Here is a 17,639-nt window from a genome sequence, read left to right as displayed (position 1 = left end):
CACCGCCCTCCTTGTGCCTTTGGCCGGGGAGGGCGGCTTTGCATTAAAGGCTTCAGTGCACAAGCCCCCGAAATGGGGACTACTTTATTTTGGGTATTTTTTGCCCCCCGGCAATGGCGGGGTTCGAGGGGGGATCAATCGCTTCGTCCCAATCGACTCAAACGCTGAAGCCAGGCGCAGCAGCGTCGAATCGTCGTAGGCACGACCCGCGAATGTCAGCCCTACGGGCACGCCAATGTCCGGCATTATTCCCATCGGTACAGTGACCGTGGGAACACCCAGGTGGCGGATGGCGAGATTGCCATTGGCGACCCATACGCCGTTACTCCACGCAACATCCGCAGACTTCGGATCGACGTCGGCATTTGCCGGCCCAACGTCGGCTACCGTCGGGAATATCACCGCATCGAGCCCCAGCCGATCCATCCAGTCCTCAAGATCGATTCGACGCGTCTGTTCAAGCCCCCGCAGTCCGTCAGGCAGCGTGGCGATCTTGTCCCAGGGTGTAATGCCGCGCTCGGCCATCTTCACATACTCGTCCATGCCAGCGGCAAGGTCGTCCTCTCGGTTGGGGAGAGTGCCCGGGTCGTGGGGGAAAATCAGCGATCCGTTCACGTCGACCAGACGGTTCAATTTCGGATCGCCGTTGGCCTGAAGAAAATCATCGAACGCCCATGCCGACAGGTCCCACAACTCATGATGAAGAAACTCTTTGGACACCAGGCCCCGAGTAAACACTGTCGGCGCTCCAGGACGATCACCCTCGCAATTGGATACCATCGGGAAATCGACCTCGACCACTTCGGCACCCGCGGCTTCGAGTGCCTGGCGAGCCTCTTCCCAGAGCCCGATCACCGAGGGGCGGGTGTTGATCCGCTGCCCCGTCGGACCACCGATGCCAGGCGTGTCGCTCGTGCCCGCTTCGGGATCGGCGTTGATGTACATACGGGGAACGCCGAAGCGTTTTCCCGCGAGCGCATCAGTATTCGCGGCAAGCGACCCATAGGAGGCGGGGCGAACCGAGGCGACACTCGGAATCGGCACCCAGGGTTGCATCCGCCACAGATCGCCCCGGGTGTCGGGATCATCCGCCACCACCACGTCGAGCACCTCGAGGAGGTCCGCCATGGTTCTGGCAAACGGCACGACAACGTCCATCGTCGGCGTCAACGGCCAGTTGCCGCGCACCGAGATCACCCCCCGCGAAGGCGTATAGGCACACAGCCCATTGTTCGAAGCTGGACCCCGTCCGCTCGACCAGGTTTCTTCAGCGAGGCCGAATGCCGCGAAACTGGCTGCGGTTGCGGTACCAGCGCCGTTCGATGAGCCCGATGCGAAGGGGGCGGTGAGATAGTCAGCGTTGTACGGGCTCTCTGCGCGGCCATACACGCCGCGCTGCATGCCGCCGTTCGCCATGGGCGGCATATTGGTCTTGCCCAGGCAGATCGCTCCAGCGGCGCGAAGCCGTTCGATGGTGAACGCATCGCGATAAGCAATCAGGTTGGCGAATGCGGGACTTCCAGAGGCCGCGGTGAGCCCCTTGACCAGATAACTGTCCTTGGCCGTATAGGGGATGCCATCGAGCGGACCCAGCGTCTCGCCCTTGGCCCGACGGTCGTCGGACACTTGCGCCTCCTTGAGCGCATCGGGGTTTCGAACCACCACCGCATTGAGGGCGGTGGGCGTGTCGGGTCCGTCATAGGCATCGATCCTGGCGAGATAGGCCTGGACCAGCTCAACCGCAGTCGTCTGGCCAGATTCCAGTGCAGCACGCAGTTCGGCAATGGAGACCTCGGTGACCTCGATCATGCTGTCACCACCGGCTGCTGATGGGGGATGCGGTGAGTGTTTTCATTACGCTGGATCCTGGGCTCAAGGACATCACTTATCTCAAAATGGGTGCTCATAACGGTTCTCGTGCACTGCATTACGTAACAGGATCTGGACTTACAACTTTATCGTCCTATTTAACACCAAGCCGGGAGCGGAGGAATCGGTGAAACGGTTCGCCCGCAGGTAGGGCCTTGTGGCCAGCCTGAGTGGATATCTGCGCGAAGCCGATTATGCTTCAAGAAACCTTGCAGCGATGCGAGGCCGTCAGCCTATGTGCATGCTTTGCGCAATCCGTAATCCGATGACATCAGCCCTAGGGCCTGGGTGTGGCAAAAAGGTAGTGGGGTACTCCGGCCTATAACAAGAAAGACGGAGAAGACTCATGGCCGCAATCGACAATACCTCCACGGGCAGCGCGCCCCACCACGGGATCACCAAGGAGGAGCGCAAGGTCATTTTCGCTTCGTCCCTGGGCACCGTGTTCGAGTGGTACGACTTCTACCTTTACGGCTCCCTCGCCGCGATCATCGCCAAGCACTTCTTCGCCGGCGTCAATGAGACAACTTCCTTCATCTTCGCGCTGCTCGCGTTCGCCGCGGGCTTCGCCGTCCGGCCCTTCGGGGCGATTGTGTTCGGCCGACTGGGTGACATGATCGGGCGCAAGCACACCTTTCTGATCACCATTGTGATTATGGGTATCTCCACTGCCATAGTGGGCTTTCTGCCCGGCTACGCGACCATCGGCGTGGCGGCGCCGATCATCCTGATCAGCCTGCGCCTGTTGCAAGGCCTGGCCCTGGGTGGTGAATACGGCGGCGCGGCGACCTATGTGGCCGAACACGCACCGAAAGGCAAGCGCGGCTACTTCACCTCGTGGATCCAGACCACCGCGACTCTCGGTCTGTTCCTCTCGCTGCTGGTGATCCTCGCCTGCCGCACCATCCTCGGCACTGAAGCTTTCGAGGCCTGGGGCTGGCGGATTCCCTTCTTGCTGTCGATCCTGCTGCTGATCGTCTCGGTCTACATCCGCCTGCAACTCAGCGAGTCGCCGGTGTTCCTGAAAATGAAGGCCGAAGGCAAGTCCTCCAAGGCACCGCTGACCGAATCCTTCGCCCGTTGGGACAACCTCAAGATAGTGATCATGGCCCTGCTCGGCGGCACCGCCGGCCAGGCTGTGGTCTGGTACACCGGGCAGTTCTATGCACTGTTCTTCCTGTTGCAGACGCTCAAGATCGAACCGCAGACCGCCAACCTGTTGATTGCCGGCTCGCTGCTGATCGGCACGCCGTTCTTCGTCATATTCGGCAGCCTGTCCGACCGCATCGGCCGCAAGGGGATCATCATGGCCGGCTGCATCCTGGCGGCGCTGACCTACTTCCCGATCTTCCATGCGTTGACCCAATACGGTAACCCCGACGTGTTCGCCGCGCAGGCGAAGAATCCGGTCACTGTGGTCGCCGACCCCGATCAGTGCGCGTTCCAGTTCGACCCGGTGGGCAAGGCCAAATTCAACAGCTCCTGCGACCTCGCCAAGAGCCTGCTGGCGAAGAAGGCCATCCCCTACGCCAACGAGAAGGTCGAACCAGGTGCGGTCGCGCAGGTCCGCATCGGCGACAAGGTGATCCAGAGCTTCGAGGGCACCGGCATGCCGGCCGCTGACTTCAAGGTCCGCAACGATGCCTTTACCACTACCCTCAGCACCGCCCTCAAGGACGCCGGCTACCCCGAGAAGGCCGACCCGGCCAAGACCAACTACCCGATGGTGCTGCTGCTCCTGACCATCCTGGTGATCTACGTGACCATGGTCTACGGCCCGATCGCCGCCTGGCTGGTGGAACTCTTCCCGGCGCGCATCCGCTATACCTCCATGTCACTGCCGTACCACATCGGCAATGGCTGGTTCGGTGGCTTTCTGCCGACGGTGGCGTTTGCCATGGTCGCGGCCACGGGTGATATCTACTACGGGCTGTGGTACCCCATCGTCATCGCCGTGATGACGGCGATTCTTGGCACCTTCTTCCTGCCGGAAACCAAGGATCGGGAAATTCATCACACATAAGGTTGGCACCCGCTCTCTCTCGTGAGGGGGAGGGCGGTCCTCCTGCCTGCTGGTAACTGGCAATTACCAGGTCCCCCCTTGGCGACGGTGCACTGCGCATGTTTGTGCTGCACCTCCGACGACCGGGCTACACGCCGCTTTAGATCGCCGCGCTGTTCCTGCCCACAGACCTTCGCGAATGTCAGCAATTGACCGCTTTCTGCCTGTCGTCAATTTTGCGCGTACTGGTCAATTCCGTTCAATTTCGCACCAGGGGCCCCGTCGTCATTTCTGCTGGGCTTCCCGGATGCGTTTCTGAGTAATGACGTGCATTGTGAGCCTGTTATCGCAGCTTGCTATGAAGCTAAGGTATCGTGATGCCGGTAGTATTACAGGTTGCGATATTTTCTCAGGCAGTCGCCGCAGCCTGGTTTGGTCGCCGGCACCCCCTGCTTGCCGAACCAGCCCGCCGGCCATACGATTCGACTATTCCTCAGGCGGAGGAGTCATTGTGAAGCTGGTGATGCTCCTGACGCGCATCCTGGCGCCTGCCATCGCTCTGGCGCTGGCATCCGCCGGCCTGCATGCCGACGACCCGTTCGCGCCGTTGCGCGACGCCATGGTGCGGGAGATCGCCGACATGTCGTCCGTCACCCGCGACGAAACCGGCAGGGCCGAGTTTGCCGCGCCGGTGATGGCCGCGATGGCCAGGGTGCCACGCCATAAGTTCGTCCCGCCCGACGAGGTGCCCTACGCCTACGAGAACCGCCCGCTGCCGATCGGCTACGGCCAGACCATCTCCCAGCCCTACATCGTCGCCCTGATGACCGACCTGACGCAGGTCGGGCCCGGCGACGTGGTACTCGAGATCGGCACTGGCTCGGGCTACCAGGCGGCGATCCTCGCCGAGCTGGCGCAGGCGGTCTACACGATGGAGATCATCGAGCCGCTGGCAGTGCAGGCCGGGGAGCGCCTGGGCCGGCTGGGATATGCGAAGGTGCAGGCCCGGCTGGGCGATGGCTACCACGGCTGGCCCGAGCACGGGCCTTACGACGCCATCCTCGTCACCGCCGCCGCCAGCCATGTGCCGCCGCCACTGATCGCCCAGCTCAAGGCAGGCGGGCGGATGGTAATCCCGGTCGGCGCGCCGTTCATGATCCAGTACCTGCTGCTGATCGAGAAGGCCGGCGATGGCAGTGTGTCTACCCGGCAGGTGCTGCCTGTGCGCTTCGTGCCGCTGGTCGGAGGCGGTTAAGCATGCATTCGCCGCCGTTGCTCGCCCTGGCGCTGCTGTCTGCCTCCGCGCTCGGCTATGAGGTGCTGCTGCTGCGACTGCTTTCGATCATCCAGTGGCACCATTTCGCCTACATGACGATCAGCGTCGCGCTGCTCGGCTACGGCGCTGCCGGCACCGCCGTGGCGCTGGCGCGGCCTGTGCTGGCGCCGCGCTTCCACGGCGTGTTCATCGGCGGCGCGGTGCTGTTCGGGCTGAGCGCCATCGCCTGCTTCAGCTTGGCCCAGCAGGTTCCATTCAATCCCCTCGAGATCCTCTGGGACGCGCGGCAGTCGGCGCGCCTGCTGATGATCTACCTGCTGCTGTTCGTGCCGTTCTTCTGCGCGGCGGTGTGCATCTGCCTGACCTTCACCTGCTTTCAGGAACAGATTCACCGGATCTACGCCTTCGACATTCTCGGCGCCGGCGTGGGCAGCCTGGCGATCGTCGCCGCGCTGTTCGCCCTGACGCCCGTCGATGCGCTGCGGCTGCTGGGCGGCACCGGCATCGCCGCCGGGGCGCTGGCCGGCATGGCTTGCACGGGGCATAGGCACTGGCTCGCGCCGTTGCTGCTGGCGGCGGCGGTCGCGGTGCCGGCCGGCGTGCCCGGGCGCTGGATCGCCCTGTCGCCCTCCGAGTACAAGGAACTGAGCCAGACGCTGCGTATTAAGGATGCGCGCGCAATCGCCCAGACCTGGAGTCCGCTGGGCCTGCTCACGGTCGTCGACAGCCCGACCATTCCCCTGCGCCACGCGCCGGGCCTAAGCCTCAACGCGACGCAGGAACCGCCCGCACAACTGGCCATCTTCACCGACGGCGACGGCCTTTCCGTGCTGAACCGCTATGACGGGCGCCGCGAGCCGCTCGCCTACCTGGACTACCTGACCTCGGCTCTGCCCTATCACCTGCTGCGGCAACCCCGCGTGCTGGTGCTGGGCAGCGGTGCCGGCGCCGATGTGCTGCAGGCGATCTACCACGGCGCCAGCGCGGTGGATGCCATCGAACTGAACCCCCAGGTGATCGATCTGGTCCAGCGCCGCTTCGCCGACTTCTCCGGCAAGCCGTACAGCGCGCCCAACGTCCGTGTGCTGATCGGCGAGGCGCGCGGCCTGGTGGCTTCGCGCAGCGAGCCTTACGACCTGATCCAGATCGCCCTACTGGACTCCTTCGGCACCGCCTCGGGCGGCCTGCATGCGCTGTCCGAGAACTACCTGTACACGGTGGATGCCTTCGCCGAGTACTTGCGCCATCTCGCGCCCGGCGGCCTGTTGGCCATCACCCGCTGGGTCACCCTGCCGCCGCGCGATGTTCCCAGGCTGCTGGCCACCGCGGCCGCGGCCATCGAGCGTGACGGGCAGGCCAGCGCGGCGCGCCGCATCGTCATGATCCGCGGCTGGAAGACCGCGACGCTCCTGGTCAGCAACAGGGATTTCGACGACGCCGGCATCGCCGTGCTGCGGGAGTTCTGCCGGGCGCGCTCCTTCGACCTGGCCTACTACCCCGGGATGACCGTGGCCGAGGCGAACCGCTACAACCTGCTCGACCGGCCCTGGTTCTTCGAAGCGGCACAGGCCCTGCTGTCCGGCGAGCGCGCGGAGTTCCTGGCACGCTACAAGTTCGACGTGCGTCCGACCATGGATGACCGGCCGTATTTCTTCCACTTCTTCAAGTGGCGCTCGCTGCCGGAACTGCTGGCGCTGAAGGCGCAGGGCGGCCTGTCAATGCTGGAGTGGGGCTATCCGGTGCTGATCGCCACGCTGCTGCAGTCCAGCGTGGCCGCCGTGCTGCTGATCCTGGCGCCGCTATGGGTGGCGCGGCGGCGCCAGCGGCGCTCTCGGAATGCGGCTTTGGCCAGGTTCGAACTTCGGGTCGTGTCCTACTTCGCCGCCATCGGCTTCGCCTTCATGTTCGTGGAAATCGCCTTCATCCAGAAGTTCACCCTTTTCCTCAGCCACCCGTTGTATTCGGTGGCGGTAACGCTCAGCGCGTTCCTGATCTTCGCTGGCCTCGGCAGCCGTTACTCCGGCCGGCGGCGGGGGGACATTGGAACGGGTGTGGGGCCCCGACATCCGCTCGCGCGGCCAGTCCTGGCGATCTGCGCGATCTCCCTGCTCTACCTGATCGCCCTGCCCGCGTTGTTCCAGCTGCTGGCGCCGGTGCGGACCCTCGCCAGGTTCGGCATCTGCGCCGCGCTGGTAGCGCCGCTGGCGTTCGCCATGGGCATGCCGTTTCCGCTCGGACTCGGGCGCGTCTCCGCGCGCGCCGAAGCATTGGTGCCGATCGCCTGGGGCGTCAACGCCAGCGTATCGGTGGTGGCGGCCGTGCTGGCGACCCTGCTGGCGATCCACTTGGGCTTCACCGTGGTGTTGCTGCTGGCGTTGCTGCTGTATCTCGCGGCGGCGGTCGCGTTTCCCTGATCGCGGCGGTTCGGAGCGAAACGTCAACAGACCCTGGTGAGACGAATGGCCTGTTGGAACGCCGCTTGCCGCAGTTCACACGTCTCGCCGTGTCGATCAGCGAGGGTGACGCCTTTCCTGCTTCGAAACATACACGCAACTATTGCATTGCAACTTTTATCGTTGTGATCAAGCGGGAGATGCCCGTGCCAACGAATTGACAAGCAGCAGGCGAGCAGCGTTCCGTGATGCTGCGAAGCCCGAAAGAAGCGACTAAATTTCGTGGTGGATCTCCAGCATCTTGAACGTCACTTTTCCGCCCTCGGAGGGATAGCCGGTGTTGTCCTGCACATACGCACCTGCTTTGAAATACAGTAGTTGGGTCTTCCAACTCGGATCGATGGTGGTTCTCCAATTGTATCCTGCTGCGCTGATGCCCAGCGCGCCCTTCGGGCTGAGGTGGATCTGGTAGGAGAAATTGCGGTTGAGTTGCACACCCGTCGCAATTGTAATGACCTGGCCCGATTTATCGTCGGGACGCATGCGCACCTTGGCGACAATGTTTCCGGTCGAGCTAGAGGTGTTGTACTGGTATTCCAGCTTCACCATGGGGCTATTGCTGTCCTTGCTGTGGATCTGACCAATCACGATCTTGCCGGTGCTGGGTACCTGATTGACGGCCAGATTCGCCCGCAGTTTGTTATCCGCCGCTGGATACTGCCAGTTGCGCAGAGTTCCATTGCTATAGGTTTCTCGCAATTCGCTACGTGGGTAAATAGCATTGGCCGTCTTGGAACCGGTCACTGGTGCCCAGAAGGAAAGGGTACCCGTTTCAGAATTGAAATACTTGTCGTTGAACCCTTGCGCCAATCGAGGCGTTTCTATGGTGGCCGGTGGGCTGCCTTCAGGGATGCTTAAATTCCAAGTGGCGAGGTCGATCATGTCAAGGGTCCTATGTACGGGGTTGAAATGTTGGAGCCACAGTTGCGCTCTGACCTGCGCAATTGGGCTGGCTGAGTGTGAAATCCGCATGGCGGTTGATTGACGTCAAATGTTCGTCGAGGGTGCTGTTGCAGGTTTTGTGCCCAATGTGGTGACCGTTAGTCGGCTATTTTGGGCATTGACTGGACGATAGCGTGTTGACTCCTACTGATCTGCAGAACCAGATATAGAGGGGGGGAACAATATCTGTCCGCATTACTATGCAAAACGGGCGGGCGTCCTTATAGCGAGCTCGGTTGTAGTGTTCAGTACAGTCGAGCCAGGGGCGGTTTGCAACGTAGGTGCCAGGCAGGCGCTGCCATGCGGCCGAGAGATTTATCCTCGATTCTCAGAAAATAGATCGCCGAGCGGTCGTGGTTGGGACGGCAGTTACCTGCCCCCCCGCAAAGATCCGAACGTGCCGAACTACCGCATACGGATCCTGTCTCGGATATGTGACGCGAAGCGATCCTCAGGGTAAGGATTTGCATATCTGGGTCTAGGTATGTAGAGGTCGGCAAGGCGTCCGTAGCCTCACCACTGAAGCCGGCTACGCTGGCTGCGACGTTTAAGGGCTTGCTGCCATGGGCGGCATGCCACCAGACGAAAACCACCTGGACGTATCAGGCACCGCGTAGTAGTTGAAGTACCCACTGACAATTCGGTTTAGCCACTGACCCACGACTCGAACAGGTTCATGACGTCGGCGTTTCAGCTCATCCCGAATAGCCATTGCCTTGGCCAGCACTCGCTGACAAAGCTCCTAGACTTGTAGCAAGTGCTGTCGGCGAATGGGTAGTCACATTGGCGTCGGATTAATTGAGAGAATTTGAGCGGATCCTTCCAGGATTTCTTCACTTTTGAAATAACCTTTGTCAGCCACCACTGAGAGCGTTTCCCAGCCCATGGCCTCACGCGCCTGCTTGGCCATCGAACTGAGTTGATCGCGATCAGAACCGACGTTGGTTACTTCATGAGCCACGATCAAATGATGCTTCGCATCGACCGCCGTCTGCACGTTATAACCGACGATTCCTGTGCCTCGCGTCGACGAAGACGTTGACCACACGCACCGGATTTTCTTCCGCCACGTAATCGTCCAGACATTCCGGCAGCAAGGTGACTTGAGTTCGAGCCTCGCCTTCAATGAATCGCTTCATGATCGTCCCCCTTACGATCTCGACGTCAGAAGGTTAGACAATCCTGGACGTTTTCACACAGCCTGGACCCATTGCCGACGCTCAGACAACAGAAAATAGCTATGATCCAGATAATTCCGGCGACGAATAGATAAGGCCAGGAACAGCGGGTGCGCTGACCAAATGATCGGCAATGGAGGCCAGCATGGGAGATCTTGACGAGAAGATAGCTGCAGGGGATCTGCTAATGCAGCAGGCACTGCAAGCGTTGCGCCGGTACAACGAAGCGAAAGGTGTGGTGTCGGCTGAAGAGGCTGAACGCCTGCGACTCGAAGTGGAAGCGCTCATGACCGCGGTGTCGGTGTATCAGCTTCGGGCACTGGGTGGTCCGGCGCGGTCACTTCATTGAGTTGGAGATGAAGCACCGAAGAACTCAGTGCAGGTTCCCAGCAAGAAGTTATCTCAGCAGCCCACTCACAACCCCGAAGGCCGTTGCCAGCCACACCGCACCTATGACGAAAAGCAGCGCTACAAAGCGTTTTAAGTTCATTTCGGCTTACCGATCGAGCTTACCTTTGGTTTCGAGCCATTTCTGACGAGCTTCCAGGTACTTTTGGTCCGCACGCCTTTTGAGGTCCGAGAACTCATGAAGGGTCTGAGGCGAAAGAGGTTGATTGCTCAAGAGTGCATAGGCTGCTTCGCTGAGCTGATCGGCTTCAACAAAGAGCTGATTGCTGAGATCAATAGATTCAGGCCATGGGGAGTTTTGCGCTTTTTTCGAAGTGATCGGAGTCATAGCGGCATTTCCTTTTGGCAGGACTCGAAGGTGAAAACGCACTCCTGGCATTCCTTCAAGTCATCCGCCGAGCACGAAAAATCGCGCGGCGTGGTCATCGCTCCTGACCATAACGGCATATGGCATTCAATGAGTCTGTACTAAGTTGAACTGTTTTGTACCATTGCTGCTGACGGGTGGCGTTTATTTCGAACTGCTCATCCTGGCTGGTCTATCGCAATATGGATTATGGCGGCAATTGTGGAAGACGCAATGTTGGGTGCGACAACGAAGCGCGAGGCTGACCGGTTGCTGGCACTGATCGGGCGGGCTGATTCCATTATTTGTCGCAATGCAGGGTGGTGCGCGAGCCAAAGGCTTCGTGCTGGGTCTTGAGGTGGCTGGCACACTAAGGGCAGGCGGCGTCGAGAACCTCTATCTAGTGTTCGAGTCGGCGCTTCAGCAGCGACTGAAGATTTTGATTGCCTGAACGTTAACGCTGAGTTCATTACGGGGTGGAGTCGAGCAGGCACGATCGCTGAGGCTTTATCCCTGACCAACTTTCTTCATCAGTGATAGATAGAAAACTCGAGGTCAGACATTAATTGCAGACGGCCTACTTTGATTCCCTGCCTTGCCAGGACCATCTCTTCCAAAATTTCCCGGGCAAGCCTGGCGATTGAATCGCTCCCAGGGTAATTCGATCTGACTATGCCAGTGATCGCGAAATGATCCGAGCCAGGTCCGGTCAAAACCGCTGAAAGAGTACCGTCTGGATGAAGGCTGCATTCAACCAGGTAGCTGGGAAGCCGTGCCGCTAGGGCTGCTTGTATTTCGCCCTTATTGAGCGTGTCCATCTGGACGTTGTTCCTGCGGGAAGAGTAGAGCTCTTGATCGTAGGCTCTATTCTGTCTCTGTAAATGATGGCTTTCTACCATCTGATATCGATGAATTTCACGAATGCTTAAAGCCGACTCCAACTGTCATTTGCGGTCCTGAGATCTATAAATAATGGGCATGTTGCTACGTGCGTAATTGCATGGACTTGACCACCCATTTGCATTGCCACTGACCAGTCAATTGCATTCGTGCTGACCTACCGTTTGCATTCGACTTGACCAGCACACGCGGTAGTGACGACCGGCAGAGAACGACCCATAGCTGCCGGTGGCGAGAGGCAGAGATCGGCCAAAAGCCGCCATTCAATCAGTATTCAGTTCCGCAAGATACGCCGCTGTTCGACGATGGTTACTCCCCCTGGTCCCTGCGCCCTGCATAAAAGAGATGCGCAAAACCCAGCAGTGCCGTGTCCACGAAACGCTCATCGCTAGTGCCAGCGGGGAACTGCATAACGCCATGTATGACCAGCGACGCCAGTCCGTGCATGTGTGACCAGCCGGCAAGGGCAGCTCCCCGTACCTCACGGCTTTCAACGTCAAGCCCGAGAAGCTCGGCGATGATGCGCTTGTTTTCACCAAATGCGGCTTCGCGGGCCATGCGAAGTTCCGGGATCATTTCTCCAGAGGCGAATTCAGGGCCGAACATGAGTTGGTAAAGCGCCGGGTTGCTCCGCGCGAAGCTGAAGTAGGCCATCCATGCCTCGCGCAGTTTCTGTTCCTCCGTGGCGGCTAAATCCCTGGCAGCTAGCACCTTGGCAAGTTCTCGAAAACCTTGGGCGGCAAGATGCCCGAGGAGTTCGGCCCGGTTTGCATAGTGGTGGTAGGCGGCGGTGGAGCTGACCCCGACCCTTTCGGACACGGCGCGTAGCGAAAGCTTGTTGGGTCCCACCTCATCGAGCATTTCCCGGGCGGCACTAAGCAGCAGCGGCGCAAGATTTCCCACGTGGTAGGTGTCGCGTGTTCGTACGTTGATTTTCGCCATCATTTACTCGATTCCAGAAAGCGATGGTGGGCCCTACGGGCGGGCGTCTCCATAGCGCAATCCTAACACGGCTAAGTATCTTTACACCGACAAGATACGAGCTAGCCTCAGCTCACAACAAGTCTAAGGAGAAGCCATGTTCTTCTCGGTTTTACACCTGCCGCCCTACGTCTGGCGGGTGTTCGCTGAGGTAGTCAATCAGAGTCGGCTGTCCTCACGGGCGCGCCTAAAAGGTGCTCGTGAGGATGTCCCCGACCTCCGTGCGAGAGCGACTTTGTCCGATTGGCTGCTCATTTCGATCAGTTAACCGTCACTTTCGATCATTGAGCATGCCCTGGCAGCTCTTTATTCTTTCCATGCAATCTTAACGACGCAAAGATTAGCGCCCGTGTATGGCTAACCCCTGGAGAGTTAGATGAACGCCTCGTTTGTCCCGCACCTGCTTGCACCACTCGATCTGGGTTTCACCACCCTGAAGAACCGAACCCTGATGGGGTCCATGCACACTGGCCTGGAAGAGACGCCCGAAGGCTTCCAGCGTATGGCCGCTTTCTTCGCTGAGCGTGCACGTGGCGGTGTCGGCCTGATTGTCACTGGCGGCATCGGGCCTAACGAAGAAGGCAGCGTCTATCCCGGCGCGGCCAAGCTGACTACCGCCGAGGAAGCCGAGAAGCATAAGATCGTTACCCGTGCCGTGCATGAGGCGGACGGCAAGATCTGCATGCAGATACTGCATGCCGGCCGCTACGCCTACAGCCCGAAATCAGTCTCGGCTAGCGCCATTCAGGCGCCGATTAACCCGTACCAACCGCGCGAGCTGGATGAAGAGGGCATCGAGAAGCAAATCCAGGATTTCGTCAACTGCTCCAGTCTGGCCCAGGTCGCCGGCTACGACGGCGTCGAGATCATGGGGTCAGAAGGCTACTTCATTAACCAGTTCCTGGTCGCTCACGTTAACCATCGCACCGACCGCTGGGGCGGCAGCTTCGAGAACCGTATGCGCTTGCCGGTGGAGATCGTACGCCGCGTGCGGGCGGCGGTGGGCCCCAACTTCATCATCATCTATCGTCTGTCAATGCTCGACCTGGTCGAGAACGGCAGCAGTTGGGATGAGATCGTCCAGCTGGCAAAGGCCATCGAGGCCGCTGGCGCGACCATCATTAACACCGGCATTGGCTGGCATGAGGCGCGCATCCCCACCATCGCCACCAAGGTACCGCGTGCCGCATACGCCAAGGTGACCGCTAAACTGCGTGGCGTGGTGAAGATTCCGCTGGTCGCCACCAACCGCATCAATACCCCGGAAGTTGCCGAGCAGGTGCTCGCCGAAGGGGATGCCGACATGGTCTCCATGGCCCGCCCCTTCCTCGCCGACCCGGACTTCGTCAACAAGGCCGCCCAGGGGCGCGCCGACGAGATCAATACCTGCATCGGCTGCAACCAGGCCTGCCTGGACCACACCTTCGCGGGCAAAGTGACCAGTTGCCTGGTCAACCCGCGTGCCTGCCATGAGACCGAGCTGAACTACATCCCCACCCGGCAGGTGAGGAAAATCGCCGTGGTGGGCTCCGGCCCGGCCGGCCTTGCCGCTGCCACCGTGGCCGCCGAGCGCGGCCACAGCGTGACCCTGTTCGAGTCATGCGGAGAGATCGGCGGCCAGTTCAACGTGGCCAAGCAAGTGCCAGGCAAGGAAGAGTTCTTCGAGACCCTGCGTTATTTCAAGCGCAAGCTGGGGACCAGCGGCGTCGAGCTGAGGCTGAACACTCGGGCCGATGTCAACGACTTGGCCCAGGGTGGCTTCGACGAGATCATTCTTGCCACCGGCATTGCGCCACGCACGCCGGCGATCCCCGGCATCGACCATCCGAAGGTGATTAGCTATTTGGACGCCATCCTCGAGCGCAAACCGGTCGGCCAGCAGGTCGCGGTGATCGGCGCCGGTGGCATTGGCTTCGACGTATCCGAGTTCATCACCCACCAAGGCGAAGCAACCAGCCAGAACCGCGAGGCGTTCTGGAAGGAATGGGGCATCGACCTCAAAGCGCGCGGTGGCATTGCCGGTGTCAAGGCTCACCCCCATGCACCAGCGCGCCAGGTGTTCCTGCTGCAGCGCAAGAAATCCAAGGTCGGCAATGACCTTGGCAAGACCACCGGCTGGATCCACCGCGCCGGTTTGAAGAACAAACAGGTGCAGATGCTCAACTCGGTCGAGTACCTGAAGATCGATGACGCCGGCTTGCATATTCGCATTGCCGAGGGTGAACCGCAGGTGTTGCCGGTGGACACCGTAATCATCTGCGCCGGCCAGGATCCGCTACGCGAGTTGCATGAGGGCCTGGTCGCAGCCGGGCAGAGTGTGCATCTGATCGGTGGTGCCGATGTTGCCGCTGAACTGGACGCCAAGCGTGCAATCAACCAGGGCTCGCGACTGGGCGCGGAGCTCTGATCTGCCTCCCCAGAACACCAACCCCAACGCAAGTGACCAAGAGGAATTGAAAATGTCTGAGCTCAAACTACACCCCCAGGCCAGCGTGTCCCTCCAGCGCTGGCACACCATGATTGCGCAAGGCGACCTGAGCGCTTTGCCTGAACTGCTGGACTCGCAGGTCGTTTTCCGCTCCCTGGCGCACACCCCGTATTCTGGAGCGCCCGTGGTATCGACGATCCTCAATACCGTGATTAAGGTGTTCGAGGACTTCACCTATCACCGCGAACTAGCGACTGCCGACGCTCTCAGCGTGGTGCTGGAGTTCAGCGCCCGTGTCGGCGGCCGGGAGCTTAAGGGCATCGATATGATCCGCTTCAACGAGCAAGGCAAAATCGTCGATTTCGAGGTGATGATCCGACCTCTGAGCGGCGCGCAGGCTCTGGGTGAGGAGATGGGGCGGCGCCTGGGCGCTTATCTAGCAGCCAGCAAGAGCTGACCCACGGTGGTCCCAGCTCCGTTGAGGGGAAGGAAGCGTCCCTGTTTCCTGGTATGGGTTCGAGGACATGGTGATTGCAGATCAAACGTGATGAGTCTATCGGAGCACGTATCTAGGCTCTCATGCTGGACTCTCGGAGTAATTCAATAGAGTCAACCCTCAAACTCACTACGATTACCCCAGTTTGCGGGATGATTGAAGTCACACTCAGCATCCCGTTTTTTCTGGCCACTATTGATTTTAGTAGGTTGCTCTTACGGTTCACAGAGGAAAACCATGTCGAGAATAAACGTGATATCCGGTGACTTTCTGGCAGGCGACGCCGAGTTTCAATCAGGTCTGTTCACCTTAAAATCCGTATTAAAACCGTCTCTTAAATTAACCATACCCATATCAAACATAAAGGAATTGGAAACAGCATCCGAAGAAGTCGTAAAAAATCAAGCGAGCGTCATTCGATGGAGCCTGGCTGGAGTATTACTTTTAGGGCCGATCGGGCTAATTGCAGGCTGGTTGCTATGTGATAAAGAAAGGGAAATAACCTTCTTCGCAATGTTCAAGGATGGCCGCTACTTTCTTGCTACAACAGATATCGGCACTTACTCCAAGATCTCCCAATCCCCACTCGTAACACGGGACTTCGATGCAAAAGCAGGGCTTCATCCCAGTAATTCAGTCCCGATGATCTATGGTTCGGACTCATATTCCCTCAGGTAAAGGATCACTGTCATGACTCAATACACCGCCTTCAGCGTCGATGAACTAAACGAGGACATCGTTGATACTGCGTTGAAGTGAACGACTTGAACCGCTTAGGCTGGAGAGTCTTTCACACCAATGACAGCGATTAATGATGCATTCCCCGTCCGCTTTTGGCCGATTTCAGCCTGTCGCGACCGGCTGAAAACGACCCAAACCGGTCATTCGCGATAGGCAGAAAACGGCCAATAGCAGTCAGTCGACTGTATTGATTGAGATGGTTAAGCTGGCGTGTTTTCACGTGCAGGGTTGGGCGCATGACAGAGGTATACCAAGGAAGCTGCCTATGCGCAGCAGTCAGTTACGAGCTACTCACTCCACCAAAAGCAGTGAGCCATTGTCATTGCAGCCAGTGTCGCAAAGGTCACGGGGCAGCATTCGCTTCGTACGGCAGCGTTCCCCGCAACGCGCTACGGATACTTGGCGGCGCCACCAGCATCAAAACCTATGCTTCCTCAGAGACGGTGTTACGCGAGTTCTGCGCGCACTGTGGTTCGACATTGTTCTGGTCACGATCTCAAGGCGAATTTGCCGACTGGGTTTCGATAGCACTGGGCACGCTCGACACGCCCTTCATACCTCAAAAGCAAAAACACGTTCATGTCGACTCCGCAGTCCACTGGTACACGCCATCCAAATTATGTCCCCTGGTCGACTGACTGCTTTGGGTCGTTTTCAGCCGGTCGCGACAGGCTGAAATCGGCCACCTACAGCCGTTCGCATTCGTGCTCAGCCGGCCATTCAAGCGGCCACTCCGCCCAGACAGCGGACCGTTTCACGCCAACGGTCGTCACCGCACCATCGTGCAGAAAAGACAACCCGGCTCGGTGGGCGAACTCGGCGGCGCGTATTTCAACAAGCTGTTTGAGTTACCGAAAAGGGTCAAAATTAAGCCCTTGCGTTAGGCTGCGACGAAGGGCACGTTTTGATACACGGATATTCGCTGCGAGTCGGTAATACGCTCTGCTCGATGATCGCTTCTGGCCTTGACCCAACCATGTACGGTACCCACACGCTACGGAGAACCAAGGCATCGCTGATCTATCGCAGGACAAAGAACCTGAGAGCTGTCCAACTCCTGCTTGGTCATACGAAGCTTGAAAGCACCGTCAGATACCTGGGAATCGAGGTTGATGACGCACTGGAAATGGCGGAGCAGACGGAAGTCTGACCACCCACTGCGACGGTCGATTCTAGACCGTCGCTGTCCGACCCGTAGCTGCCTGTGGCGAGCGCTATTGGCTTCATCTGGGGTAGCAACCGTGACTACCATGATCGCCACTATTACGGCTGCTGGTTCCCGGTGAGGCCCGGGGAGTTCTTCGAATTCGGCGGCGAGATGACCCGGCGCTACTTCGGCACAAGTCTTTCAGTCGATGGCCAGATCGACTGTGGAGGGCCATGCAGGCGCAGGGCTGCACAAAGGTGGTGGATGTCTGCGAGACGCACAACATTCTTGCCCTCAAACTACATATCCGCATGGGCGATCAGGAGCAGGCCGGGTCGCGCATGTGTATGGATTGTTTGGGCGCTGGCGGTTCTTCCGCGAAACGCGCTACAGCGGCTCACGACTTGACACCCTGCGTAAACCAATGAGCCCTGTTACCGCATGAGGCCACCAATGTCGACTCCGGCCACGA

General features: G+C 59.5%; 14 protein-coding genes and 4 pseudogenes. 10 read left to right on the top strand and 8 right to left on the bottom strand.

Features of this window, described 5'->3' with window-relative positions; genetic code table 11:
- Positions 1-84: 84 nt before the first annotated feature.
- Positions 85-1,809, bottom strand: a complete 1,725-nt coding sequence (locus tag ACA064_RS18925; RefSeq protein WP_497669486.1) for an amidase — start codon at positions 1,807-1,809, stop codon at positions 85-87.
- A 406-nt stretch (positions 1,810-2,215) separates the two neighbouring features.
- On the opposite strand from ACA064_RS18925, the gene ACA064_RS18920 reads away from it, so the two are divergent.
- The 3 genes from ACA064_RS18920 to ACA064_RS18910 all read left to right on the top strand — a co-directional run bounded on the left by ACA064_RS18920 (position 2,216) and on the right by ACA064_RS18910 (position 7,561).
- Positions 2,216-3,892 (top strand): MFS transporter, encoded by a 1,677-nt coding sequence (locus tag ACA064_RS18920; RefSeq protein WP_497669485.1) that lies wholly within the window; start codon positions 2,216-2,218, stop codon positions 3,890-3,892.
- 490 nt (positions 3,893-4,382) lie between these two features.
- The gene (locus ACA064_RS18915) at positions 4,383-5,126 is read left to right on the top strand and encodes a protein-L-isoaspartate(D-aspartate) O-methyltransferase (RefSeq protein WP_497669484.1); all 744 of its coding nucleotides are present in this window, start codon (positions 4,383-4,385) and stop codon (positions 5,124-5,126) included.
- A gap of 2 nt (positions 5,127-5,128) precedes the next feature.
- Positions 5,129-7,561, top strand: coding sequence for an SAM-dependent methyltransferase (locus tag ACA064_RS18910; protein WP_497669483.1), 2,433 nt, complete (start codon positions 5,129-5,131; stop codon positions 7,559-7,561).
- A 252-nt stretch (positions 7,562-7,813) separates the two neighbouring features.
- Here ACA064_RS18910 and ACA064_RS18905 read toward each other — a convergent pair whose 3' ends face one another.
- The 4 genes and pseudogenes from ACA064_RS18905 to ACA064_RS18890 form a co-directional block, all read right to left on the bottom strand.
- Positions 7,814-8,482, bottom strand: a complete 669-nt coding sequence (locus ACA064_RS18905) for a polysaccharide lyase family 7 protein (RefSeq protein WP_497669482.1) — start codon at positions 8,480-8,482, stop codon at positions 7,814-7,816.
- Positions 8,483-8,774: 292 nt separating this feature from the next.
- Positions 8,775-8,886, bottom strand: a pseudogene (locus ACA064_RS18900) (DNA adenine methylase); the annotation flags it as partial.
- Between the two features lie 479 nt (positions 8,887-9,365).
- A pseudogene (locus ACA064_RS18895) lies at positions 9,366-9,578 on the bottom strand (transposase); the annotation flags it as partial.
- Entirely contained in the window at positions 9,541-9,681 is a 141-nt protein-coding gene (locus tag ACA064_RS18890; RefSeq protein WP_497674364.1) for a hypothetical protein, read from the bottom strand. The pseudogene ACA064_RS18895 and the gene ACA064_RS18890, both read right to left, overlap by 38 nt.
- A gap of 184 nt (positions 9,682-9,865) precedes the next feature.
- Here ACA064_RS18890 and ACA064_RS18885 point away from each other — a divergent pair, with 184 nt between their 5' ends.
- Positions 9,866-10,069, top strand: coding sequence for a hypothetical protein (locus ACA064_RS18885; RefSeq protein ID WP_497669481.1), 204 nt, complete (start codon positions 9,866-9,868; stop codon positions 10,067-10,069).
- A 147-nt stretch (positions 10,070-10,216) separates the two neighbouring features.
- Here the strand turns inward: ACA064_RS18885 and ACA064_RS18880 are convergent, their stop codons facing one another.
- The 3 genes from ACA064_RS18880 to ACA064_RS18870 form a co-directional block, all read right to left on the bottom strand.
- Positions 10,217-10,456, bottom strand: coding sequence for a hypothetical protein (locus ACA064_RS18880; protein ID WP_497669480.1), 240 nt, complete (start codon positions 10,454-10,456; stop codon positions 10,217-10,219).
- A 548-nt stretch (positions 10,457-11,004) separates the two neighbouring features.
- Complete coding sequence (locus ACA064_RS18875; protein ID WP_497669479.1) at positions 11,005-11,292, bottom strand: hypothetical protein; 288 nt, start codon at positions 11,290-11,292, stop codon at positions 11,005-11,007.
- 391 nt (positions 11,293-11,683) lie between these two features.
- Entirely contained in the window at positions 11,684-12,316 is a 633-nt protein-coding gene (locus ACA064_RS18870; RefSeq protein WP_497674280.1) for a TetR/AcrR family transcriptional regulator, read from the bottom strand.
- 415 nt (positions 12,317-12,731) lie between these two features.
- Between ACA064_RS18870 and ACA064_RS18865 the strand changes: the two genes are divergently transcribed.
- The 6 genes and pseudogenes from ACA064_RS18865 to ACA064_RS18840 all read left to right on the top strand — a co-directional run.
- Complete coding sequence (locus ACA064_RS18865; protein WP_497669478.1) at positions 12,732-14,762, top strand: oxidoreductase; 2,031 nt, start codon at positions 12,732-12,734, stop codon at positions 14,760-14,762.
- A gap of 52 nt (positions 14,763-14,814) precedes the next feature.
- Positions 14,815-15,240 carry a nuclear transport factor 2 family protein gene (locus tag ACA064_RS18860; protein ID WP_497669477.1) on the top strand — a complete coding sequence of 142 codons (426 nt, stop codon included), beginning with the start codon at positions 14,815-14,817 and terminating at the stop codon, positions 15,238-15,240.
- Between the two features lie 276 nt (positions 15,241-15,516).
- Complete coding sequence (locus tag ACA064_RS18855; protein ID WP_497669476.1) at positions 15,517-15,957, top strand: hypothetical protein; 441 nt, start codon at positions 15,517-15,519, stop codon at positions 15,955-15,957.
- A 299-nt stretch (positions 15,958-16,256) separates the two neighbouring features.
- On the top strand, positions 16,257-16,658 hold the full coding sequence (locus ACA064_RS18850) for a GFA family protein (protein ID WP_497669475.1): 402 nt from the start codon (positions 16,257-16,259) through the stop codon (positions 16,656-16,658).
- Positions 16,659-16,975: 317 nt separating this feature from the next.
- Positions 16,976-17,170 (top strand): annotated as a pseudogene (locus ACA064_RS18845) (tyrosine-type recombinase/integrase); the annotation flags it as partial.
- Positions 17,171-17,233: 63 nt separating this feature from the next.
- A pseudogene (locus ACA064_RS18840) lies at positions 17,234-17,612 on the top strand (N-acetyltransferase); the annotation flags it as partial.
- Positions 17,613-17,639 lie beyond the last annotated feature (27 nt).

The sequence above is a fragment of the Pseudomonas sp. LBUM1658 genome, from assembly GCF_059716055.1.
Note: the sequence above shows the minus strand (reverse complement) of the source record. Positions and strands in the feature narration are given on the sequence as shown.

Excerpts from the sequence above, each read along its gene's own strand:
- ACA064_RS18925 (WP_497669486.1), bottom strand. The coding sequence starts at position 1,809 with ATGATCGAGGTCACCGAGGTCTCCATTGCCGAACTGCGTGCTGCACTG.
- ACA064_RS18920 (WP_497669485.1), top strand. The coding sequence starts at position 2,216 with ATGGCCGCAATCGACAATACCTCCACGGGCAGCGCGCCCCACCACGGG.
- ACA064_RS18910 (WP_497669483.1), top strand. The coding sequence starts at position 5,129 with ATGCATTCGCCGCCGTTGCTCGCCCTGGCGCTGCTGTCTGCCTCCGCG.
- ACA064_RS18905 (WP_497669482.1), bottom strand. The coding sequence starts at position 8,482 with ATGATCGACCTCGCCACTTGGAATTTAAGCATCCCTGAAGGCAGCCCA.
- ACA064_RS18890 (WP_497674364.1), bottom strand. The coding sequence starts at position 9,681 with ATGAAGCGATTCATTGAAGGCGAGGCTCGAACTCAAGTCACCTTGCTG.
- ACA064_RS18885 (WP_497669481.1), top strand. The coding sequence starts at position 9,866 with ATGGGAGATCTTGACGAGAAGATAGCTGCAGGGGATCTGCTAATGCAG.
- ACA064_RS18880 (WP_497669480.1), bottom strand. The coding sequence starts at position 10,456 with ATGACTCCGATCACTTCGAAAAAAGCGCAAAACTCCCCATGGCCTGAA.
- ACA064_RS18875 (WP_497669479.1), bottom strand. The coding sequence starts at position 11,292 with ATGGACACGCTCAATAAGGGCGAAATACAAGCAGCCCTAGCGGCACGG.
- ACA064_RS18870 (WP_497674280.1), bottom strand. The coding sequence starts at position 12,316 with ATGGCGAAAATCAACGTACGAACACGCGACACCTACCACGTGGGAAAT.
- ACA064_RS18865 (WP_497669478.1), top strand. The coding sequence starts at position 12,732 with ATGAACGCCTCGTTTGTCCCGCACCTGCTTGCACCACTCGATCTGGGT.
- ACA064_RS18860 (WP_497669477.1), top strand. The coding sequence starts at position 14,815 with ATGTCTGAGCTCAAACTACACCCCCAGGCCAGCGTGTCCCTCCAGCGC.
- ACA064_RS18855 (WP_497669476.1), top strand. The coding sequence starts at position 15,517 with ATGTCGAGAATAAACGTGATATCCGGTGACTTTCTGGCAGGCGACGCC.
- ACA064_RS18850 (WP_497669475.1), top strand. The coding sequence starts at position 16,257 with ATGACAGAGGTATACCAAGGAAGCTGCCTATGCGCAGCAGTCAGTTAC.